Annotated in this window: 22 protein-coding genes; 12 read left to right on the top strand and 10 right to left on the bottom strand. The window is 33.6% G+C overall.

Translation table 11 applies throughout. The features are described from left to right. Positions 1-5: 5 nt before the first annotated feature. Both FYC62_RS10390 and FYC62_RS10385 read right to left on the bottom strand, forming a co-directional pair. Entirely contained in the window at positions 6-755 is a 750-nt protein-coding gene (locus FYC62_RS10390) for an ABC transporter ATP-binding protein (RefSeq protein ID WP_149074881.1), read from the bottom strand. Beyond that, positions 752-1,486: an MlaE family ABC transporter permease gene (locus FYC62_RS10385; protein WP_039452826.1), complete on the bottom strand. Its 735-nt coding sequence runs from the start codon at positions 1,484-1,486 to the stop codon at positions 752-754. Before FYC62_RS10385 ends, FYC62_RS10390 begins: the two co-directional genes overlap by 4 nt. 83 nt (positions 1,487-1,569) lie before the next feature. Here FYC62_RS10385 and FYC62_RS10380 point away from each other — a divergent pair, with 83 nt between their 5' ends. From FYC62_RS10380 to FYC62_RS10370, 3 genes are read left to right on the top strand one after another with little or no spacing between them, the layout of a single operon-like run. Next, positions 1,570-2,271: an SDR family oxidoreductase gene (locus FYC62_RS10380; RefSeq protein ID WP_149074880.1), complete on the top strand. Its 702-nt coding sequence runs from the start codon at positions 1,570-1,572 to the stop codon at positions 2,269-2,271. Between the two features lie 38 nt (positions 2,272-2,309). Then, the gene (locus tag FYC62_RS10375; RefSeq protein WP_149074879.1) at positions 2,310-2,837 is read left to right on the top strand and encodes a PspC domain-containing protein; all 528 of its coding nucleotides are present in this window, start codon (positions 2,310-2,312) and stop codon (positions 2,835-2,837) included. Between the two features lie 2 nt (positions 2,838-2,839). Then, positions 2,840-3,769 (top strand): LiaI-LiaF-like domain-containing protein, encoded by a 930-nt coding sequence (locus tag FYC62_RS10370; RefSeq protein WP_039452818.1) that lies wholly within the window; start codon positions 2,840-2,842, stop codon positions 3,767-3,769. A 57-nt stretch (positions 3,770-3,826) separates the two neighbouring features. On the opposite strand, the gene FYC62_RS10365 is transcribed toward FYC62_RS10370, so the two are convergent. After that, on the bottom strand, positions 3,827-4,399 hold the full coding sequence (locus tag FYC62_RS10365; RefSeq protein WP_149074878.1) for a non-canonical purine NTP diphosphatase: 573 nt from the start codon (positions 4,397-4,399) through the stop codon (positions 3,827-3,829). A 13-nt stretch (positions 4,400-4,412) separates the two neighbouring features. Beyond that, entirely contained in the window at positions 4,413-5,015 is a 603-nt protein-coding gene (locus FYC62_RS10360) for a hypothetical protein (RefSeq protein ID WP_149074877.1), read from the bottom strand. A gap of 85 nt (positions 5,016-5,100) precedes the next feature. On the opposite strand from FYC62_RS10360, the gene FYC62_RS10355 reads away from it, so the two are divergent. Genes FYC62_RS10355 through FYC62_RS10345 form a run of 3 tightly spaced genes read left to right on the top strand, consistent with a single transcriptional unit; the run spans position 5,101 to position 8,275 of the window. Continuing rightward, complete coding sequence (locus FYC62_RS10355) at positions 5,101-5,958, top strand: hypothetical protein (RefSeq protein ID WP_149074876.1); 858 nt, start codon at positions 5,101-5,103, stop codon at positions 5,956-5,958. Continuing rightward, entirely contained in the window at positions 5,955-7,313 is a 1,359-nt protein-coding gene (locus tag FYC62_RS10350; RefSeq protein WP_039452810.1) for a peptidylprolyl isomerase, read from the top strand. The genes FYC62_RS10355 and FYC62_RS10350 overlap by 4 nt, the downstream gene beginning before the upstream one ends. Beyond that, positions 7,310-8,275, top strand: a complete 966-nt coding sequence (locus tag FYC62_RS10345) for an AAA family ATPase (RefSeq protein WP_149074875.1) — start codon at positions 7,310-7,312, stop codon at positions 8,273-8,275. Before FYC62_RS10350 ends, FYC62_RS10345 begins: the two co-directional genes overlap by 4 nt. A gap of 2 nt (positions 8,276-8,277) precedes the next feature. Here FYC62_RS10345 and FYC62_RS10340 read toward each other — a convergent pair whose 3' ends face one another. From FYC62_RS10340 to mutL, 6 genes are read right to left on the bottom strand one after another with little or no spacing between them, the layout of a single operon-like run. Then, positions 8,278-9,117, bottom strand: a complete 840-nt coding sequence (locus FYC62_RS10340; protein ID WP_149074874.1) for a hypothetical protein — start codon at positions 9,115-9,117, stop codon at positions 8,278-8,280. A 13-nt stretch (positions 9,118-9,130) separates the two neighbouring features. Then, positions 9,131-10,588 carry a cysteine--tRNA ligase gene (gene cysS, locus FYC62_RS10335; protein WP_149074873.1) on the bottom strand — a complete coding sequence of 486 codons (1,458 nt, stop codon included), beginning with the start codon at positions 10,586-10,588 and terminating at the stop codon, positions 9,131-9,133. Between the two features lie 33 nt (positions 10,589-10,621). After that, entirely contained in the window at positions 10,622-11,740 is a 1,119-nt protein-coding gene (locus tag FYC62_RS10330) for an endonuclease/exonuclease/phosphatase family protein (protein ID WP_149074872.1), read from the bottom strand. After that, on the bottom strand, positions 11,727-12,599 hold the full coding sequence (locus FYC62_RS10325) for a rhomboid family protein (protein ID WP_039452798.1): 873 nt from the start codon (positions 12,597-12,599) through the stop codon (positions 11,727-11,729). Before FYC62_RS10325 ends, FYC62_RS10330 begins: the two co-directional genes overlap by 14 nt. A gap of 32 nt (positions 12,600-12,631) precedes the next feature. Then, complete coding sequence (locus FYC62_RS10320) at positions 12,632-13,459, bottom strand: rhomboid family intramembrane serine protease (RefSeq protein WP_052176936.1); 828 nt, start codon at positions 13,457-13,459, stop codon at positions 12,632-12,634. Positions 13,460-13,463: 4 nt separating this feature from the next. Next, entirely contained in the window at positions 13,464-15,335 is a 1,872-nt protein-coding gene (gene mutL, locus FYC62_RS10315; RefSeq protein ID WP_149074871.1) for a DNA mismatch repair endonuclease MutL, read from the bottom strand. Positions 15,336-15,763: 428 nt separating this feature from the next. Here mutL and FYC62_RS10310 point away from each other — a divergent pair, with 428 nt between their 5' ends. From FYC62_RS10310 to bshA, 6 genes are all read left to right on the top strand, one after another. Next, a complete protein-coding gene (locus tag FYC62_RS10310; protein ID WP_149074870.1) occupies positions 15,764-16,174 on the top strand; it encodes a hypothetical protein in 411 nt (136 codons plus the stop codon). Beyond that, positions 16,171-16,554, top strand: a complete 384-nt coding sequence (locus tag FYC62_RS10305) for a hypothetical protein (RefSeq protein WP_149074869.1) — start codon at positions 16,171-16,173, stop codon at positions 16,552-16,554. The genes FYC62_RS10310 and FYC62_RS10305 overlap by 4 nt, the downstream gene beginning before the upstream one ends. 10 nt (positions 16,555-16,564) lie before the next feature. Continuing rightward, positions 16,565-16,978, top strand: a complete 414-nt coding sequence (locus FYC62_RS10300; RefSeq protein WP_149074868.1) for a protein-export chaperone SecB — start codon at positions 16,565-16,567, stop codon at positions 16,976-16,978. Positions 16,979-17,381: 403 nt separating this feature from the next. Then, entirely contained in the window at positions 17,382-19,217 is a 1,836-nt protein-coding gene (locus FYC62_RS10295) for a serine hydrolase domain-containing protein (protein WP_240534711.1), read from the top strand. A gap of 213 nt (positions 19,218-19,430) precedes the next feature. After that, the gene (locus FYC62_RS10290; protein ID WP_168199424.1) at positions 19,431-19,742 is read left to right on the top strand and encodes a hypothetical protein; all 312 of its coding nucleotides are present in this window, start codon (positions 19,431-19,433) and stop codon (positions 19,740-19,742) included. Between the two features lie 385 nt (positions 19,743-20,127). Beyond that, positions 20,128-21,267, top strand: a complete 1,140-nt coding sequence (gene bshA, locus FYC62_RS10285; protein ID WP_149074866.1) for an N-acetyl-alpha-D-glucosaminyl L-malate synthase BshA — start codon at positions 20,128-20,130, stop codon at positions 21,265-21,267. The last annotated feature ends 60 nt before the right edge of the window (positions 21,268-21,327 follow it).

The following is a 21,327-nucleotide window of genomic DNA, read 5'->3' as shown; positions in this document are numbered from 1 at the left end:
TATATTTATTTTTTGAGTAAAGTTTCCATCAATTTTGTAGCAAATACAAAATCATTTAATTCTTGGTTATGGGTAGAAGTAATTTCTTCTTTAGAGCCTTCCCACCATTTTTGACCTTGATGCAAAAATAGGATGTATTCTCCAATTCCCATTACAGAATTCATATCATGAGTGACGATAATGGTAGTAATATCATATTCTTCGGTAATTTCTTTAATAAGCTCATCTATTAAAATAGCAGTTTTTGGGTCTAAGCCCGAGTTTGGTTCATCGCAAAATAAATATTTAGGGTTCATGGCAATAGCTCTTGCTATACCAACCCTTTTCATCATCCCGCCAGAAAGCTCTGATGGGTACAATTTATTTTTACCAGCCAGATTTACCCTTTCTAAAACAAGATTTACCCTTTCTAATTTTTCTTTCTTAGGTTGTTCTGTAAACATGTTTAGCGGAAACATGATATTTTCTTCAACCGTCATAGAATCAAACAAAGCAGAACTTTGAAACAACATACCAATTTCTTTTCTTATAGCGATACGCTCTTCAAAATTCATCGTTGTGAAGTTTCTGTTGTTATACTCAACAGTACCTTCTGTAGGTTCGTGTAAACCAACCATACATTTTAGTAAAGTAGTTTTTCCAGAACCAGATCCGCCAATAATTAAGCTGGTGGTACCAGGTTTAAACTCGGCACTAATACCTTTTAAAACTTGGTTGTCTCCAAAACTTTTATGGATATTTTCTACTGTTATCATAGTAAGAGTTGTGCTATTATATAATCTGCAACCAAAATAGAAATACATGAAATTACCACCGCTTTGGTGCTAGATTGTCCAACTTCAAGTGCGCCTCCATCTGTATAAAAACCTTGATAAGAAGAAACAGTAGTTATGATAAAAGCAAATATGACAGCTTTTACCATAGCCACGGTAACGGTAAAAGGAATGAAATCTGTTGTTAAACCTTGTATATATTCTGCTGCGGTTACAGCGCCAGAAGCTACACCAGCAAAATATCCTCCGGTAATACTTAAAAAGATTGCGATAATCACTAACAAAGGAATCATCATAACGCCAGCCAATAATTTAGGTAAGATTAAATAGCCCGGAGCGTTAATCCCCATAATTTCTAAAGCATCAATTTGCTCGGTTACTCGCATAGTTCCAATTTGGGATGCTATACTAGAGCCAATTTTACCTGCCAATACCAGAGAACAAATGGTAGGGCTTAATTCTAATATGGTAGAATCTCTGGTAATAGAGCCAATAATAGATTTCGGAATTAAATCACTAACCAATTGAAAAGCCGTTTGTACAGTTGTAACTGCACCAATAAAAATAGAGATAATACTGATGATGCCTAAAGAGCCTAGTCCAATATCTACCATCTCTTTAAAAATCTCTCTTTTATAAATAGAAGCTTTTTCGGGGCGTCTGAAAACAGATTTCAGTAATAAAATGTATTTCCCAAAATGGTAAAATATCATAAAATTTATTTTTTGTAAAAATAAGCTTTTTTATCAATTGCAATTATTAATCCTAAATTGACATATTTAGCTAAAATTTCAAGATGAATATACTCATAACAGGCGCAACAAAAGGAATAGGTAAAGCTATAGCAATAAAAATGGCACAAGAAGGCCATTATTTAGCTTTATGCGCAAGAAACGAAACCGAACTTACATCCTTAAAAGAAGAAATACAAAAGCTTTATCCATCTGTTAAAGTATACACTCAGGCCGTTAATTGCAGCTTAAAAGCAGAAGTAAATGCTTTTGCGGCACAATCTTTACAGTATTTTGGTTTTATTGATGTTTTAATCAATAACGTTGGCGTTTTTGAGCCAGCGGCTATCTTAGATGAAGCTGATGATTTATTAGAAAAGCACTTTATGGTGAATGTGAATTGCGCTTATTTATTGTATAAAAAAATAGGTTTAAGTATGCGAGAAGCTAGAAAAGGTCATATTTTTAACATTTGTTCTGTAGCTAGCATTCAGAATATTGTAAATGCTGGTTCTTATTGTGTAACAAAAGCAGCGATGCTTAGTCTTAACAATATTATGAGAGCAGAATTAATAAATAACCAAGTAAAAGTAACAGCTGTTTTGCCTGGTTCAACATTAACAAGTTCTTGGGAGGGTACAACCGTGGCGGCAGATAAATTTATACAGCCAGAAGATGTTGCCCTCATGATTAACCAAACTTTAAACCTAAGTGCAGGGGCCAATGTAGATCAATTGATAATTAGCCCAACAGGCGGACAAGTTTAAGAAAGAAAAAAAGAGTAAGGATTGTAAAAAACAAGATTATGTCTAAAAAATTAACAAGAAACATGAGCGACAAGATGGTTGCTGGTGTTGCCTCAGGATTAGCAGATTACTTTCAGTTAGATGTGACCTGGGTTAGAATTGCATTTGCTTTAGCAGTATTTTTTGGTGGCGGTGGCTTTTTAATTTATATCATTTTATGGATTGCTTTGCCAGAACAATATAGTGCTATGTATGGTGGTTACGCCAAAAATTATCAGCCGCCAATGCCAGATTATACTTCCTATAAAGCATCAAAAAAGAAAGAGAAAAATTCTAACATAAGTACAGTTGGCGGTTTAATCCTCATTGTTTTAGGCTCGTATTTCTTAATGGAAGAATTTGATTTAATACCAGATTGGTTTAGCATCAGCAAACTTTGGCCTTTAGTTTTTGTGGTTTTAGGTTTAACGATGTTGATGAAAACTAGAAAAGAAAAAGAAGTGCTAACAGAAACTAAAGAGGAAGAGCCAGTGGAAGAAACAACAGCACAAGAAGTAACTGAAGATAAAACCAACGAAAATTTATAGTCATGAAAACAGATAGAATTTTTTGGGGAATCATATTGGTTTATATAGGAGGAATTATCCTATTAGAGAATTTTAATATGATTGATTTTAGCTGGCGATATATCTGGCGCTTTTGGCCACTTGTTTTAATTGTTACAGGTATCAATATCTTATTTGCCAAGAAGAAAACGATTTTAGCAATAGCTTTGGTAGCAGGTGTAACTGTTATAAGTTTAGGTTTTATCACTTATAAAGGTTTAAATAACGACTCTAATACGGGTATTACCTGGTCTAATGACGATAAAGTAGAGGTAGAAAGAGATTCAAAAGAATTAAATGCTTATACCGAAACTTATGACCCACGTTTTAAAATTGTTAAGCTTGAAGTTTCTGGTGGAGCAAGTTCTTTTGTGATTGATGAATACACAGATAATTTATTTGAAGCCAATATAAAAGGCGCTAAGGCTAGATATATTTTAAAGAAAACCGAGCAGGATAGTACTGTAAGCTTAGATTTTACTACCAATAACAATAAAGATTTCAACTTTAAAGATGAAGAATATAGCAAGGTTAAACTTTTTTTAAATACGAATCCACTTTGGGATATCAGTTTAAAAATGGGAGCTGGTAAAGCAACTTTTGATTTATCTGATTATAAAGTAAGAAACTTAGACTTAGAAGGCGGTGCTGCAAAATTTGATATTAAACTAGGTAGTTTACAAGATAGTGTAAGCCTTAACGCAGAAACTGGTGTTGCAAAAGTGGTGATTAAAATTCCTGAAAACTCTGGATGCTTAATAGAAAACACCAGCGAACTTTCATCGCGTAAGTTTGATGGTTTTAAAGAAAATGAAGTAGGCGATTACGAAACGCCAAATTTTAAAACCGCAAAGCAGAAAATTTATATCAACTTTAAAGGTGGCTTAAGTGATTTTGAAGTAAGAAGATATTGATTAATCTTAAATATGTATATCATAAAGCCTCGTTTTAATCAAACGGGGCTTTATTTTTTACAAGCTATTTAAGTAATGAATAAGTTTTTCTACAGCCAAACCACGGTGGCTAATGTTATTTTTACTTGCCATATCCATCTCTGCAAAAGTAATGTTATAGCCCTCTGGTTCAAAAATAGCATCATAACCAAAGCCGCCTGTACCGGTTCTTTCTTTACGGATATTCCCATTTACAATTCCTTCGAATAAAATCTCTTTTCCGTTTAATATTAAAGAAATAACAGTTCTGAAGCGGGCTTTACGGTTGTTTTCGTTTTTAAGTTTCTCTAAAACTAAATCGATGTTTTTTTCAGAATCTCTGGTTCCACTATACCGGGCAGAGAATACACCGGGCTCTTGGTTAAGAGCTTCAATTTCTAAACCAGTATCATCGGCAAAGCAATTTATTTGATAAGCACCAAAAATATACCTGCTTTTTATAGAGGCATTTTCTTCTAAGGTTAAGCCGGTTTCGGCAATATCCTCAAAACAACCAATATCAGCCAAGCTTAAAACCTTTATTTGTTGGTTTATTTTTGATTGTACTTCTGCTACTTTGTGATGGTTATTTGTGGCAAATACCAATTGCATAAATCAATAATTATTAAAAATTTTTCAACTCATTCCAATAAACAGTCTTCTTTTTTACATCGGTATCTAATAAAGATAAAGCCCATGTACCCAATATTTTTACGCTATCAAATTCTCCTGCTTTGTTAGCTGTAATGCCTTGTATTTGAAGCGATTTTGGGTCTATCCCGAAAGTTAAAATCTTATTACAAGCAAAATAATCCTTTAAATCTTTAAAGGTTAAATCGGTATAACTCTTGGTGTTTAAGATGGCAATATCATGCAAATCAAGTTTTTTAGCAGCCAAAATTTTTAAAAGAAATGCTAAATCTTTATCGTTAATAAACTGATGTGTGGTATCGTTTACAATAATGAGAAGATATTTGTTATTATCGCCTAAATAATTAAAAACTGGTTTACTTACAGGGGTTTGTGCTTTTGCTGACTCTTGCGTTTCTATTGGAGTATTCTGTAAAACTGGTATAACAGTTTTATTTTCTACAGCTGCTTTAGGTTCTTCTTTTTGGGCTGTTATAACTTCTGTATTTGGAGTGGTTTCAACAGGTTCAATAACATATAAGTCTTCATTTAAAAGAATGCTTAATGCTAAAGGGTGGGCTGTATTTAAAGAATCCATAAGGGCAAATTTAGGGTTAAATATTGTTAAAAATTTTAAAATGCTTCATGTTTTACATAAAAAGACTTTACATTCGTTTAAATTCATGAATAACTATATACTTCGTATTTTTTGTTTAGCTATTTCAGTTGCTTTTACCTCTTGCGCTAGGTTTACTGGCAATGAAGAGCAACCCATAGCAAGAGCTTTCGATAAATATCTTTACGCTAAAGATATTGAAGGTATAGTGCCTCCAAATATTCATGGTAATGATAGTATAGCCATTGTAAGAGGTTTTATAGACCAATGGCAGCATGATATGGTCTTGCAACATCAAGCTGAAGAGAATATCCAAGTTGATGAAAAATATATCCAAGAACAGCTTGATAATTACCGTAAATCTCTTATTCGTTTCCAATACGAACAAGAATTGATTAACCAGAAGTTGGATACTACCGTTACGGAAGAAGAGATTACCAAATATTATGAAGAGAATAAGAAGAACTTTCAATTAAAAAAGCCGATATTAAAGGTCTCTTACATCAAACTTAGTGATAAGGCTCCTAAAATAGATATGGTGAAAAAGCTTTTTACTTCTAAGGATGTTAGAGACAGAGATTTACTTGAAAAATATTGTTTTAAGTACTCGCCAGCATTTTCTTTAATGGATACCAGCTGGCATTATATTGATGAATTAGAGAAAACGCTGCCTATCTCGAAAATTGGAGAGTATAATTACGAAACATTAAACCGTATTTTTCAGATTTCTGAAAATAATACATTATATCTCCTAATTTTGCAGGGCTCTAAATTTCGCGATAGCTTATCGCCTTTAGCGTTTGAAAAAGAGAATATTAAAAATTTGATACTAAATCAGCGTAAGCTGAAGTTAATAAGCCAAATGGAAAGAGAAGTTTTTCAAGAGGCCCAAAAAAATAACGAATTAGAAGTGTACAAGAAATGAAGAAGTATTTAATAATTGCGCTACTTTTTGTAAGCAACAGCCTTCTGGCACAAAAGAAGGTGATAGACAAAGTAGTGGCTGTGGTGGGTGATAACGTGATTTTACAATCTGAGGTTGACCAACAATATGCGCAATACTTAGTGCAAGGCACTAAACCTGACCCTGGTATTAAATGCTATATTTTACAAAATATGTTGAGCCAGAAACTGCTATCGCAACAAGCTGTAATAGATTCTATCACGGTTAATGATGATGAGGTAGATGAAGAAATTGATAGAAGAATGCGTAGATCTATAGCCAATGCAGGCGGGCAAGATAGGTTAGAAGAGTTCTTAGGTCGTTCTGTATTGCAATATAAAGATGAAATCAGACCAGATATCAAAGAGCAATTGGTAGCTCAAAAAATGCAAGCCAAAATCACTGAAAAAGTAGAAGTAACCCCTTTAGATGTAAGAAGATTTTTTAACGAGATTCCTAAAGATTCACTTCCTACTTTTAATACAGAAGTTGAAGTAGGCGAATTGGTGGTTTATCCTGAGTTAACAAAAAAAGAGAAAGAGTTTTATAAAGACAAAGCAGAAGCTTTACGTTTAAGAGTTAAAAGCGGCGATAATTTTGGAACCTTAGCGAGATTATATTCTCAAGACCCTGGCTCTGCAGCCGATGGTGGCGAGCTACCTTTCTTTGATAGACAAACCATGGCAAAGGAATTTACAGCTTGGGCTTTTAAATTAAAAGAAAAAGAAATGTCTCCTGTTTTTGAAACCGAATTTGGTTTTCACTTTTTAGAGGTTCTTGAAAGAAAGGGTGAGCAAGTAAGAGCAAGGCATATCTTAGTAATTCCAGAAACAACGCCAGCTTCTTTAGATAGGGCCAAAGTAGAAATAGACTCTATCTATAAAAAGGTTATAGATAAAAAGATGGATTTCTCTACCGCCGCATCTTTATATTCTGATAATAACGATACCAAATATAATGGTGGGATGATATTAAATTACGAGAGTTCTAACAGAACTACGTTTATCCCTACTGATAAGTTAGACCCTGCTATATTTTTGGTTGTAGATACCATGAAAGTTGGAACTTATTCTAACCCAGAAGTATTTGCCGATGCTAGAGGTAAAAAAGGCTATCGTTTCTTGTATTTAAGATCTAAAACACCACCTCATAAAGCCAATTTAGAGCAGGACTTACCTAAGTTAAAAGATGCTGCTTATGAAACTAAAGTTAATAAAGTGGTGAGCGAGTGGTTTGAGAAAAGAAGAAAAGCAAGCTATATTAAAATAGATAAGGAATTTCAATCTTGTGATGTTTTGCAAGAATGGGTAACTAAACCTGTAACAGCTAAAGAATGAGTAAATTTCAATCAGAAGTAGAGGCTATTGATGCATTATGCTTGTCTTACAAAGAAATAACCAAAGAGATTTCTAAAGTTATAGTAGGGCAAGATGATGTTGTAAAAGCAGTATTGATAGCTGTTTTTAGCAATGGTCATTGCTTATTGGTTGGTGTACCCGGTTTAGCCAAAACCTTATTGGTACAAACCGTTTCTAGGGTACTAGATTTATCTTTCAACAGGATACAATTTACGCCAGATTTAATGCCTTCTGATATTATAGGAAGTGAAATTTTAGGCGAGGAAAGAGTTTTTAAATTCATCAAAGGGCCAGTTTTTGCCAACATTATTTTGGCCGATGAAATTAACAGAACTCCACCTAAAACGCAGGCTGCTCTATTAGAGGCTATGCAAGAGAAGGCTGTTACTGCTGCTGGTGTTACACATGCTTTACCAAAACCATTCTTTGTTTTGGCAACTCAAAACCCCATAGAACAAGAAGGTACTTATCCTTTACCAGAAGCCCAATTAGATAGGTTTATGTTTAACGTAAGTTTAGATTATCCTTCTTTTGAGGATGAAATTGCTATCGTTAAAAATACAACGGGTACCAAAGTTCAGGATTTAAAGAAAATTATCAATGCCGAGCAGATTAGCTATTTCCAGCAATTGGTAAGAAATATTCCGGTAACAGACCATGTAGTAGAATATGCAGTTGCTATGGTTGCTAAAACAAGGCCTCAAGGGGCTATGGCTACTGATACTGTTAAGAAATACATCACTTGGGGTGCAGGCCCCAGAGCATCTCAGTTTTTAGTGGTAGGCGCTAAATGCCATGCAGCTATTCATGGTAAGTATTCTCCAGATATGGAAGATGTACAAGCCGTTGCAATAGCAATTTTAAGACACCGTATGGTAAGAAATTATAAAGCCGAAGCAGAAGGAATAAGTATAGAAGATATCATCAGAGGTTTGTTCTAGTATTATTTAGAATAAACATCTAAAATAATATTCCACTTCATATCGTCATCTAATTTCCAAACCCTTACGTAATGGTAATTTTCTTGGTTGATGCTAGCATCGCCATAAGTATAAGCTAAATCTCCACTTATAGCTCTTTCTGCGGTAATTGGGTTAGAGACAATGTTTAGATCCTTTTTATCAATAAAATCTAAAGCTTTTAACTTCCCAATAACAGGTAAATATTCTGGGAAGTATAATCTCACTTTAGGGTCGTAAAATTCTTTAAAGTTTTTATTTCCTGATAGTTTTAGCGCTTTACCCAAAAGAATATCCGTATTGAAAACAATATCCTCACGCATTTGAATTTTTTGCGGACCTAATAATTTGGGATATTTATAATTAGAAGGGTCATAATACTCGTACTTTAAAACCGTAGGTGGTTTAGCGTGGGTAATACCTACATCTAGCCACAACTTCCATTTGCTATGGTCATTTTTCCAGATAGAAAGGTAATGGCCATAGGTAGTATCTTGAGCAGAAACCAACTCATAAGGCCCTGTGGTAAAAGCTAAATCACCTTCTTTAGATATTCTGGCGTATTCTGGCTTCCAACTTATTTGATATTCTGATTCGCTGTTTTTGGTGTAATACTTTCTCATATCTACCGGGCCAGGTCTAAAAACGATACCTTTAGCATCAGCAAATTTTAGAAAGCTTTTTTGTATACCTTCTCTTTTTACCAAGAGGTTAAAAAAGTCTTCGGTATTAATTAAGGAACGTATGGTACCATCTGCTTTTTGTGCAAAAGCAGGGATACTAAAGCATAAAGCAAGAAAAAAGTAGCTTATTTTTTTTGTCATTATTGCTAAAACGCTAAATTTTAGACCATGTTGTGCCTTCTTTACTATCCTTTAACTGGTAGCCAATTTCTTGTAGTCCTATTCTTATTTTATCTGAAGTAACATAATCTTTGTTCTCTTTAGCTTCTTTACGGATATTAATCAAGAAACTTATTAAAGGTTCTATATCATGCGCCTGATTTTCATCTTGTAAGCCTAAAATATCAAAAACATAAGCTTGAATAAGATTTTTTAAAGCAGCTAAATCATCAGCGGAGATTGCTGTTTTTCCATCGTAAATAGAATTGATTATTCTAACGGCATCAAAAAGCTCAGCAATAAGAATAGGCGAGTTAAAATCATCATTCATCGCCTTGGAAAACTTTTCTTCTAAAGCTTTAACATCAACTTCAGACTGGGCAGATGTTTTAACTTTATCTAAGAGTGCTAAGGCAGCCATTAACCTTTTAAAGCCTTTTTCGCTAGCATCTAGGGCTTCGTTAGAGAAATCTAAGGTGCTTCTATAATGCGCTTGCAGCATAAAAAACTTCACCACCATTGGGCTATAGCCTTTTTGTAGTAAGGGATGTTGGCCAGAGAAAAGCTCGTGTGGTAAAAAGCTATTTCCTAAAGATTTAGACATTTTTTGTCCGTTAACCGTAAGCATATTGGTGTGTATCCAATAATTAGCCGGATGCTTGCCGCAAGAAGCCACATTTTGGGCAATTTCATTGGTATGGTGTGTAGGAGCTAAATCCATACCGCCACCATGTATGTCAAATTGTTCTCCCAAGTATTTATTACTCATGGCAGAGCATTCTAAATGCCAACCAGGAAAGCCCATTCCCCACGGCGAGGGCCATTGCATTAAATGTTCTGGCTTAGCTTTTATCCAAAGAGCAAAATCAAGTTTACCTTTTTTCTCATCTTGGCCACCTAAGTCTCTGGTATTGTTTAATAAATCTTCAAGCTTACGATTGTTTAAAATACCATAATCTTGTGTTTGGTTGTATTTCTCAACATCAAAATATACCGAGCCATTGGTTTCATAAGCAAAGCCTTTTTCTATAATGGTTTTAACCATTTCTATCTGCTCTATGATATGCCCGGTAGCTGTTGGTTCTATACTAGGTGGCGAAACATTAAACACAGCCATCATATTATGGAAACCATTGGTATATTGTTGTACAATCTCCATAGGCTCTAAAGATGCTAGTTTTGCTTTTTTAGAGATTTTATCTTCTCCGCTATCGCCATCACCTTCTAAGTGGCCAGCATCAGTAATATTTCTTACATATCTTACCGTATAACCTAAATGTTTTAGGTATCTATAAATCAAATCAAAAGAAATAAAAGTGCGGCAGTTTCCTAAATGTACATCGCTATAAACGGTTGGTCCGCAAACGTACATCCCTACATAAGGTGGGTTTAAAGCCTTAAATTCTTCTTTCTTTCTGGATATGGTATTATAAATAGTAAGATTGTTGTGCATGTCGCAAAATACGAATTTAGATGATTGTTTAAATTAATCTGCCAAAGTTACATTACATCTAACAGGATAATGGTCTGAAAAAGTTTTTTTTATGATTTTGTAAGTTTTAAAATCAAATTCTTTTGAAGCCAAGATGTAATCTATCTGAAAATTAGGAAAATCGCCGTTATAGGTAATGCCTAAGCCGCTACCTTTTTCTTCGAAACCGTTTTTAATATCCTTTTTTAGTGTATGTAAAGTGTATGAAACTGGGGTGTCGTTAAAATCGCCCATGATGATATATGGCGTTTTGCAAGAATCAATATAAGCTTGTAGATATTTTACCTGCATACTCCTTTTGATAAAAGCATTTTTTAACCTTTTGATGATTCTTTTGCCCGAGTTTAAATCTTCCTCAGTATTTAAATCTTGTTTTAATTTATTGAGGTAGCTATAATCCTCTGGCTGGAAAGATATGGAAGCTAAATGCACTATAAAAACCCTAAAAATTTTGTTGTTTTTCTCAATATCAACCCAAATACCTTGATTGCCTTTTGTGTCGTCTTTTAAATCTATATTGCCCTTAGCTTTTATGGGCAATTTGCTAAATACGGCAATACCAGAAGATTCATAATTATTATCTACCGAAGGATTGTAATAATAATATTTGGTATCTAATATGTTAAAAACCGAATCTTTAATGTTGTATTTGCCTTTATTTCTGGTGAAAAACTCTTGAAAACCTATAATATCGGGTTGCTCATTTCTGAGGAGATTAAAAATGCCAGATCTGGTATGGGTATCAAGCTCTAGACCAAATTTTTTAAAATAATGAACATTATAAGTCATCAATTTTAGCGTGTTACTATCTGTAACAAAGCTACTTTCTGTTTTTCCTCTAAAACCTATGGTAGATGTTAGCGAATTATAACCTAATAAAATACTGATGATAGAAATTAAGGCGTACCATTTTTTTCTGATGAGCCAATAGAGGATAATCAAGAAATTGAGGAAAAGGATAATGGGATAAGAAAGGCCGAAAAACGCAATAAACCAATAGTCTGCCGGGTTGGTGTATTTTGCCAAATAGCTTAAAAATAAACCAATAATTACCAGTATATTAATAAATAGAATAAACTTACTAACGAGACTTATTTTTTTATTTTTCCTCATTGCTTTTGCTGGCTCTAAATAAAATTTCTTTCTCTTTTTTGGTTAGCTTATCATAACCTGATTGCGATATTTTATCTAAAATTTCATCGATAGTTTTTTGGTCTGGATGTATGTTTTCTTGATGTGGTTTACTATAATTTGTTGAAACTACTTTAAGCTTTTTACGTGGTTTAAACAGGTTGATAAAAGGCTTGCTCCAATCTCTGCCGTTTTGTAAAGACTTGATATAGAAAAAACCAAAAATAGCACCTCCTAAATGCGCCATATGCCCTCCAGCATTAGCACCTGCTAAGCTGATAATATCTAAAACAATATAAATTAAAGCAATCCATTTTAACTTAACAGGCCCAAATAGCAGTAAAGAAATAGTATAATCGGGCAATAAGGTTGCCGTAGCCACAATAATTGCGGTAACAGCAGCAGATGCACCTACAGCTGTTGCAAACATCACCTGATTAGAAAATGCAGGAAGAAAATTATAGCTAATGATGAATAAAAAAGCTCCTGCTAATCCGCCAGCTAAATAAACAAAAGTTAGTTTTTTAGTATTTAAAAACTCTTCGAAAATTCTTCCCATCCAAAACAACCAAAGCATGTTAAATAGAATATGAAACACGCCATTATGTAAAAACATATAGGTAAAAGGTGTCCAAAATTTAAATAAAAGCTCTTTGGTATAAGTAGGTACAGCTAAATAATCAATAATGGTTTCATAAACGGTAGTTTGTCTGGTAAACAACCATTGTACAACCCTTATGAGGTTAAAAGCCAGAAATACAATCACATTTATCCCAATAAAAAGATTTACCCTACTACCCGAGTTAAAAATTTTATATCGTAATTCTTGGATGGTATTCATAGTGCTAATTTAATTAATCAAATTGATGATGTTTAAAAATAATCACCAGGTCTTCTCACTCGCCACAGTTTTATCAAAATAAAACCGATAAGCATACCCCCCAAATGGGCAAAGTGAGCTACATTGTCGTCTGGGTTGTTGGCTATACCGCTGTAAAGCTCAAATAAACCATAAAAAAACACAAAGTATTTAGCCTTTAACGGGAAAAAGAAATATAAATATATAACTGCATTGGGGAATAACATCCCAAAAGCTAATAACAAACCAAAAACAGCACCAGAAGCACCAACAGTAGGGATGTTAATTTTAATATCTGTAAGTTGTTTTACCAGCTCAACCGAATTGTTTTTGGCGTTTAAACTTGTTGGGTCTGCTTGCCAAAAGTTGTACAGGCTATTAAAATCTCTTTGATACGCCTCAGGCACAGTATTTTCAATAAACTGCCCAAAACGCCCAAGGGTTGGATTGGCTAAATAATCTCTTGAATTTTCTATAAAAGATGATAGTTCTATATACTGCACTCCGGTATGTAAAAGAGCCGCACCAAGTCCAGTTAAAATATAATATTGTAAGAATTTTTTAGAGCCAAAGAAGTTTTCCAGTACAGCACCAAACATCCACAAAGCCAGCATATTAGAGAAAATATGCATAAAATCTCCATGCATAAATAAATGCGTTATAAATTGCCATATTCTAAAATTTGGCGACTCGTAATAGTACAGCGCAAAATGCTGGTACATATCAAAACCTAAGCTGTTTTGAAAAACATTGGTGGCCAAAAAAACAATACCATTGATAATCAATAGGTTTTTTACAACTGGCGGAAATATAGTGTTGCCTAATGGCCTAAATTCTCTCATACTACTAGCCTTTGTTAAAGCGTTCTGCTAATTCTTCTAAGCTTATTTTTACTATAATTTGTTTGCCATTAATGGCGATGCCTGGCATTTGGCAAGCAAACAGTTGGTCTATTAAATCAACCATTTCTTCTTCACTTAATTTAAGTCCACTTTTAATGGCAGCATTTTTAGCAAGTGTTCTGGCTAAATTATCTCTCTTATCAAGCTTTAAAACGGTATGATTGTTTTTAAAACCTTCAATTAATTCTTCCATCATGGTAGCCAAATTATTGTTTTCCGGAATATCTGCCGGTACACCTTCTATGACTAATGTGTTTTTACCAAACGCTCTAATCTGGAAACCTAATGCCTGAAAAGCAGGAAGCAATTCGGTTACCAAAGCATAATCTGTGGTGTTTAAAGTGATGGTTTGTGGAAATAAACTTTGCTGACTTAAGCCTTTATGATTTTCTAACTGTGATAAAAAGCGTTCGTACAAAATACGCTCATGTGCCGCTTGTTGGTCTATCAGCATAAAGCCAGATTTTATCGAAGAAATAATATATTTCTGATGGATTTGAAAAACCTGTCTGCTTAAAGTTTCGGTTTCTGAAACGCCATTTACTGCCGATGAAATGGTATTTGATGATGAATCTAAATCAAAAAATGATTGAACAGACTTCTGTTCTTTGCTAATCTCATATAAGGTGTCCCAATTTTGTGGGATAGCCTTTTTCTCTCCTAAATCTCTTAAAAAAGGTATTTCTCTATCTTTTTTCTTTTCATCCGCAAAGGGATTAAAATTAGGATTAAATTGTATAGCTGGAGGCGTTATATCTTCCCACGCTTTCTGCGATATCATCCTATCAAAACCAGTTTCCTGATTAAAATCTAAAGTAGGCGTAATGTTATACCTACCTAAAGAGCGCTTTACAGCAGACCTAATGATGGCATAAATTGCTTTTTCATCCTGATATTTAATTTCTGTTTTAGTAGGATGAACGTTGATATCAATTTTAGATGGGTCTATCTCAATAAATAAAACATACAGCGGGAAACAGTCATCAGGCAATAAATCCTCATAAGCTGTCATCACTGCGTGGTTTAAATAAGGGTCTTTTATAAAACGCTTGTTTACAAAAAAGAACTGGTCGCCACGTGTTTTCTTAGCAAAAGACGGCTTTCCAATAAAACCTTTAACCTCAATAATACTGGTTTCCTCGTCTAGAGGGACAAGCCTTTCATTGTAATTATTTCCTAAAAGGTGAATAATACGTTGCTTAAGCTGTGTTTGCGGCAAATGATAAACCTCTTGCCCATCGTGGTGAAGGGTAAAATGTATTTCTGGATGTGCTAATGCTACCCGTTGAAATTCATCAATAATATGACGCATTTCTACCGGGTTACTTTTTAAAAAGTTTCTCCTTGCGGGGATATTATAAAACAGATTCTTAACCGATATGGATGTACCAGCAGTTGTAGCGCAAGGTTCCTGACTTAAAACTTCTGAGCCTTCTATCACCAGTTTTGTACCTAATTCATCCTCGTGTCTTCGTGTTTTAAGCTCAACTTGGGCAATGGCGGCAATAGAAGCCATCGCTTCTCCTCTAAAGCCCATGGTTTTAATGGCAAATAAATCCTCAGCTTTTCTGATTTTTGATGTTGCATGTCGCTCAAAACACATTCTTGCGTCTGTCGCACTCATACCGCAACCGTTATCAATAATTTGGATAAGGGTTTTGCCAGCATCTTTAACAATCAGCTGAATTTTATCGGCACCGGCATCTATCGCATTTTCTATGAGTTCTTTTACAGCAGAAGCGGGTCTTTGTACTACCTCACCGGCAGCAATCTGGTTGGCAACCGAATCTGGTAAAAGTTGTATTATATCTGGCAAATTAATTTAATTTTTATTTAATAAATTTGTTACTGGATAATAATGAGAATTAATACTTAGCAAAGGTACATATAGGATAATAGGATACAAATACACTGATTTAAGTTTTTATCTCATTCAAAGATAAAGCTGTTTTTGATAAATTAGTACTCGAGTTTAATAATGGCTTAAATTAATTTTAATATTGAACACTCTGTCCAAGTAAATTTAGTCTATTCCTTATTTAATTTGGAATCTAGCGTTACTGTACTACTTTTTAAGTCTGTTTGTATGGTATCATATTTGTGTATATTTGGAAATTTGATTCATGTAAGTTATACTTGCAATAATTATTTCAATATAATATTATCATTATAAGAAATATATATTGTATGATATTTAAAAGCAATAATATTAAATAATATCTTTGTATACTTTTCTGAATTAACATGAGTAACTGGCTTTTAAAGTCAAAAGTTTCTTTTTTAATTGCATCTGATAAGGCTAATCCTTATCTAGACAATCGCGTTCATTGTTATTATTATAGTTGCGTTCAAAGACTGTTTTTTATTCTTAATACTACAATTGGAATGAGTGAAGCAGATATTGATAAACAATGCAACCCTAAATTGAGTGGGAATGGAGGGACTCACACATGGTTAGCTAAGTATTTTGAGGAATATTTAGCAAAACAAACTCATAAAATTGATGGTTTAGATTTAAAGAAATACTTATCATTTTTAAAACAAAAAAGAGTTTTAGCTGATTATAAATTATCTTCTGTAGAAGTTAATGATTTAGAACAAGCTGAAGAATTTTACAATAAAGTCATAGCTATATTAGACAAAAGATTCCCATGAGTGAAGTTAAACAATATATAAAATTATGTATGGATTTGCTTGTTAAGCAATTTCGTATTGAAAGTTGTATTTATGATTATGACGGTTTGTCCGATATACATTTTGTGGAAGTAAATCCGAGTTCTTTGTTTAACAAAGAACAATTCCAAAATGCTATTTCTGATTTATCAATAACAATGAATAATTTATTTCCTAATGATTGCATTGTATTTTCATCATCATCAGATAATATGCCTTTATCAAAATATGCTGAACATTTAATTGACAATGCAGTTTTAAATGTTGTTAATTGGTATGATTTATTTACTAATGGCTCACTTGTAGGTGATTTGATTGTGCCAGCATCAGCTGGAGAAAACAACTATGCATTAGCAGCTTAAAAAAATATAAATGTCACAAACACCATTCAGTTTTAAAGATTTTCACGTAGCGGATTTTTCGATTCAAAGAAGTCCACAAAAAGCAGGGAAAATTCATCTTGAGGTAGAACCAAAAGGTTATGTCAATAATAATAATAAGTCTTTTTTATTAGAGTTAGATGTATTAGTTACTGACGAAATTGATTCTTTTAAAATCAAAGCAAACTGTTTAGGTTTCTTTAAGTTCAAAGATTTAAAGGAAAAAAATATAATAATCGAAGATTATTTTTACATCAATGCTCCTGCTATAATGTTTCCTTTTATTCGATCATTTATATCTGCAGTCACTTCGCTTTCAGGTATGGAAACAATAAATATACCTGTAATAAATTTTGCGAAATTTTTAAAGGATAAGCTTAAAGACAATATAAAAGAAGTTGAGTAATGGCTTTATAGTTTCACTTCAAATGATAGCTTTTGCTTGATGGAGAGATAATAATTCAAATATAAAGCTATTTTTTCAGGAGAGATGACTTTTCTCTATGAGTAACTTTTTTCACCATTTGTACCTTTTAATTAGTTAAGGTGCAATAAAGGTGCAAAATGTAGTTAAATAATGATTCAGTTATATTAAATAATCTTTCTGATAACCAGATATTTATGAGGTTTATGGATGTGTTTTGATATTTCTTAATATTCTATAATACTATTGTATTATATCTGGCATATCTTATATGCTGCTAATTTATCAAAATTTTAAGGCTCTTTAATCAGTACTATCCCATTTTTTAAATTTTAAATAAGATAAGTACCCATATAATATTTAATTTATCACTTATTTTAAAATATTGTATCCAACAAAACAAAAAGCTGGTCGTTTAAATATCATGAAACAAGTCTTAAGTGTAATAGTCTTAATAATTTTTTTAGCCGTTCAAGCTTGTGGTCAAGCTCAGCAAAATCAAAAGTTTAATTTAGAACAAATACAAGAAGCTAAAAGCAATTTGGTGCTTTTAAATAATCAGCAGCAAATTATTCCTTTAAAATCATTACAAAATTTAAAAATAGCGAGTGTAACTTTTGATTTTCAGGAAGCCCCACTTTTAGATAGTATGTTGGCTAAATACCATAGCATCCATACAGAAAACGGAAATACTTTTTTAAATGATTTAAACGGATTAGAAGACGACTTAAAGTTTTACAATCTCATCATCATTACCTTAACCAATAAAACTTTAAACCTGCCTCAGGTTGTTAATTTTATTCAAGATTTAGCCAGCCAAAAAGCTTTGGTTATAAATTTTTTAGGAGATGGAGCTTTACTTTCTAAACTGGATAATATTAAACAACCTATTTTATGGAGTAGCCAAGCCAATGCAGCAACGGCTTTTATAGCACCTCAGGCAATATTTGGCGGTTTATCAATCTCCGCAAAGTTAAAAGAAACCTATAGTAACCAATTTAAAGTAAATGATGGTTTTGAGACACAAACTACAAGAGTAGGCTTTGCATGGCCAGAAGAGTTAGGTTTAAAAACTAAAGATTTTGAAAATATAGATGCCATAGCGGAAGAAGCCATACAAAAAAAGGCTGCGCCTGGTGCAGTAGTGTTAGTAGCTAAGGATGGTAAAATTATTTACAACAAAGCTTACGGAAAACATACTTATCAATCAGAAACTTTAATGGGGGTTGATGATATTTTTGATTTAGCATCTATCACTAAAATTGCAGCAACAACAGTAGCTGCCATGAAATTACAAGAAGAAGGTAAACTTAATCTTGATGCTCCCGTAGCCGATTATATAGCCAGAACACGTAAAACTAATAAAGCTAATATTAAAGTGAAGGATGTGATGCTGCATCAGGCGGGTTTTGTGCCTTTTATTCCTTTTTATAAAGATTTAGAAAAGAATGCATTTAGTAGGGTAGCAGATGAAAATTACACAGTTAAAGTAGCCGATAGTTTCTATCTCAATACTAACTATTACCGAGATGTGATGTGGAAACAAATGTTGGCTAGTCCGCTAACAACGCCAGGTAAATATGTGTATAGCGATTTAAGTATGTATTTCATGAAAGAAATTATTGAAGGTATTGTTCAACAGCCTATTCCTAGTTATGTTAGTCAAAATTTCTACAATAAATTAGGTTTAGAAACTATGGTTTTTAACCCTAGAGATAGGTTTAAAAAAGGTCAGATTGTACCTACTGAGGTAGATAATTATTTCAGAAAAACATTGCTTTGGGGTTATGTACACGACCAAGGTGCGGCCATGGCTGGAGGTGTTGCCGGCCATGCAGGTTTATTTTCTAATGCTACAGATTTAGCAATACTGATGCAAATGCTTTTAAATAAAGGAAGCTATGGTGGAGAGCAGTTTTTAAAACCAGAAACAGTTACGCTTTTTACCCAACAGCAATCGCCATTAAGCAGAAGAGGTTTAGGTTTTGATAGAAAAGACCCAGATTTATCAAAAAAGTACCCATCGACTTTAGCTTCTCAAGAAACTTTTGGACATACAGGTTATACAGGTACATGTGTATGGGTAGATCCTGCTAAGCAGCTCATTTACATATTTTTATCAAACAGGGTTCATCCACAAGTCAATAATAAATTGTTGGATTTAAATATCCGCTCTCGTATTCATGATGAGATTTATAAAGCTATTTCTAAAGTAGATTAAAACATTTGAACTGAAATAAGCTTTTACTTATTACATCCATTGTATTAAACATCAAATAACTATGAATAGAAGATTAGCCTTTGTAATAGGTGCAAGTATATTATTATTTGCTGCCTGTTCGCCAAACCTGACATTTTAAAATTAGAGAAGCAAGAAGAAGTTTTAAGCCTAACATCAAAGCTTAATAGCCTAAATCTAGATTTAGAAAAAGAGTTGTTGAAGGTCCAAAAATTAAGTAAACAAGTAGAAAGCGTAAATGAAGGCGCATCAAAATCATCCAAAGATGCAAAATCTGTTTCTGATGATTTAAGTAACAACCCTGGCAACGCTAAACTATCTTCTAAGGCTGATAGAGCAGCAAAAGCTGCGGCTAAAGATGCCAAGAAAGCTCACAAGTTAAATGATGCTTTAAGCAAATCAAATAAAAAGGTAGAGAGCTTACAGAAAGAAATCGATAAGACACAGCAAGAACTTAATACTTTAGACCAGAAAGTAGATTTTGTGCCTACGCAAGAAGCTAAGTAGTTAGACATTAAATGATGATGTCTAAAAAATAATATTTCTCACATTAAACAGAGTCGAAGGAAATGTCATCCTGAGCGCTTGCCTGCCTGAGGTAGGGAGTCGAAGGAAATGTCATCCTGAGCGCTTGCCTGCCTGAGGTAGGGAGTCGAAGGAAATGTCATCCTGAGCGCTTGCCTGCCTGAGGTAGGGAGTCGAAGGAAATGTCATCCTGAGCGGAGTCGATGGATAAGAAAAGGCTTCGACTCCTCTCAGCCTGATACAAAATGGCGATATGATGCAATCTTATTTTTTTGCTTTTACCTTCATTAATTGTTACAAAAGCCTAACATAACTATTCTAATTAAATTACTTAATTTGCTACACATTTAAGAAGGATGAATATAAAATGAGAATAGGTATTGTTTGTTATCCCACGTTTGGTGGAAGCGGTGTTGTAGCTACAGAATTAGGTAAGGCACTTGCTGATAATGGCCATCAGGTTCATTTTATTACCTACAGCCAGCCTGCTCGTTTAGATTTCTTTTCAGAAAATTTATTCTATCATGAAGTTTCTGTTTCAAATTATCCACTTTTTGATTACGCCCCATATGAGTTAGCTTTATCTAGCAAGATGGTTGATGTTGCCAGATTCGAAAAACTCGATATTTTACATGTTCATTATGCTATTCCACATGCATCGGCAGCGTTTATGGCAAAGCAAATATTAGCAACTTATGGAATACATATCCCTGTGGTTACAACCTTGCATGGTACAGATATTACTTTGGTAGGGAAAGATTTAACCTACAAACCTGTAGTTACGTTCTCTATCAATAAATCTGATGGGGTTACAGCTGTTTCTGAGGATTTGAAAAAAGCTACTTACGACCATTTTGATATCCAAAGAGAGATACGTGTAATACCCAATTTTATAGATTTACAAAGATTTAGCCTAAAAGCTAAAGACCATTTCAAAAAAGCTATAGCCCCTTTTGGAGAAAGAATTTTAGTACATACTTCAAACTTTAGGAAAGTGAAGCGTACACAAGATGTTGTTCATATTTTTAAACAAATTTTAACTAAAGTGCCAGCTAAACTTTTAATGGTAGGTGATGGTCCAGAGCGTGTTAATTGCGAGGCTTTATGTCGCGAGTTAGAAGTTTGCGAACACGTACGTTTCTTGGGTAAGCAAGATGCGGTAGAAGAGATTCTATCCGTATCGGATTTATTTTTGATGCCTTCAGAGTCTGAAAGTTTTGGTTTAGCCGCTTTAGAAGCAATGGCTTGTAAGGTTCCTGTTATTTCTTCCAATACCGGAGGCTTACCAGAGCTTAATGTAAACGGTGTAACCGGATTCTTGAATAATGTTGGCGATGTAGATGGTATGGCTACTAACGCTATCTATATTTTGCAAGACAACCAAATTTTACAAACCTTTAAAGAGAACGCCATAAAAAGAGCTAAAGAATTTGATTTAAGCCTTATTCTGCCCGTTTATGAGAAATATTACGAAGAAGTAATAGAGAAAAGTAAAGTAGCAATCTAGATTTTTTATTATTATATCCAAACAGTAGAGAATAATAGTTTATTTTTTTGTTGCAACAAT

It is taken from the genome of Pedobacter aquae, assembly GCF_008195825.1.
Taxonomy (GTDB): domain Bacteria; phylum Bacteroidota; class Bacteroidia; order Sphingobacteriales; family Sphingobacteriaceae; genus Pseudopedobacter; species Pseudopedobacter aquae.
Note: the sequence above shows the minus strand (reverse complement) of the source record. Positions and strands in the feature narration are given on the sequence as shown.

Bases quoted from the DNA above. Each gene is read 5' to 3' on its own strand.
- FYC62_RS10310 (WP_149074870.1), top strand. From the start codon at position 15,764: ATGAGTAACTGGCTTTTAAAGTCAAAAGTTTCTTTTTTAATTGCATCT.
- FYC62_RS10390 (WP_149074881.1), bottom strand. From the start codon at position 755: ATGATAACAGTAGAAAATATCCATAAAAGTTTTGGAGACAACCAAGTT.
- FYC62_RS10305 (WP_149074869.1), top strand. From the start codon at position 16,171: ATGAGTGAAGTTAAACAATATATAAAATTATGTATGGATTTGCTTGTT.
- FYC62_RS10345 (WP_149074875.1), top strand. From the start codon at position 7,310: ATGAGTAAATTTCAATCAGAAGTAGAGGCTATTGATGCATTATGCTTG.
- FYC62_RS10375 (WP_149074879.1), top strand. From the start codon at position 2,310: ATGTCTAAAAAATTAACAAGAAACATGAGCGACAAGATGGTTGCTGGT.
- FYC62_RS10360 (WP_149074877.1), bottom strand. From the start codon at position 5,015: ATGGATTCTTTAAATACAGCCCACCCTTTAGCATTAAGCATTCTTTTA.
- FYC62_RS10320 (WP_052176936.1), bottom strand. From the start codon at position 13,459: ATGAGAGAATTTAGGCCATTAGGCAACACTATATTTCCGCCAGTTGTA.
- FYC62_RS10340 (WP_149074874.1), bottom strand. From the start codon at position 9,117: ATGACAAAAAAAATAAGCTACTTTTTTCTTGCTTTATGCTTTAGTATC.
- FYC62_RS10300 (WP_149074868.1), top strand. From the start codon at position 16,565: ATGTCACAAACACCATTCAGTTTTAAAGATTTTCACGTAGCGGATTTT.
- FYC62_RS10385 (WP_039452826.1), bottom strand. From the start codon at position 1,486: ATGATATTTTACCATTTTGGGAAATACATTTTATTACTGAAATCTGTT.
- FYC62_RS10365 (WP_149074878.1), bottom strand. From the start codon at position 4,399: ATGCAATTGGTATTTGCCACAAATAACCATCACAAAGTAGCAGAAGTA.
- FYC62_RS10325 (WP_039452798.1), bottom strand. From the start codon at position 12,599: ATGAATACCATCCAAGAATTACGATATAAAATTTTTAACTCGGGTAGT.
- cysS (WP_149074873.1), bottom strand. From the start codon at position 10,588: ATGCACAACAATCTTACTATTTATAATACCATATCCAGAAAGAAAGAA.
- FYC62_RS10370 (WP_039452818.1), top strand. From the start codon at position 2,840: ATGAAAACAGATAGAATTTTTTGGGGAATCATATTGGTTTATATAGGA.
- bshA (WP_149074866.1), top strand. From the start codon at position 20,128: ATGAGAATAGGTATTGTTTGTTATCCCACGTTTGGTGGAAGCGGTGTT.
- FYC62_RS10330 (WP_149074872.1), bottom strand. From the start codon at position 11,740: ATGAGGAAAAATAAAAAAATAAGTCTCGTTAGTAAGTTTATTCTATTT.
- FYC62_RS10350 (WP_039452810.1), top strand. From the start codon at position 5,955: ATGAAGAAGTATTTAATAATTGCGCTACTTTTTGTAAGCAACAGCCTT.
- FYC62_RS10380 (WP_149074880.1), top strand. From the start codon at position 1,570: ATGAATATACTCATAACAGGCGCAACAAAAGGAATAGGTAAAGCTATA.
- FYC62_RS10355 (WP_149074876.1), top strand. From the start codon at position 5,101: ATGAATAACTATATACTTCGTATTTTTTGTTTAGCTATTTCAGTTGCT.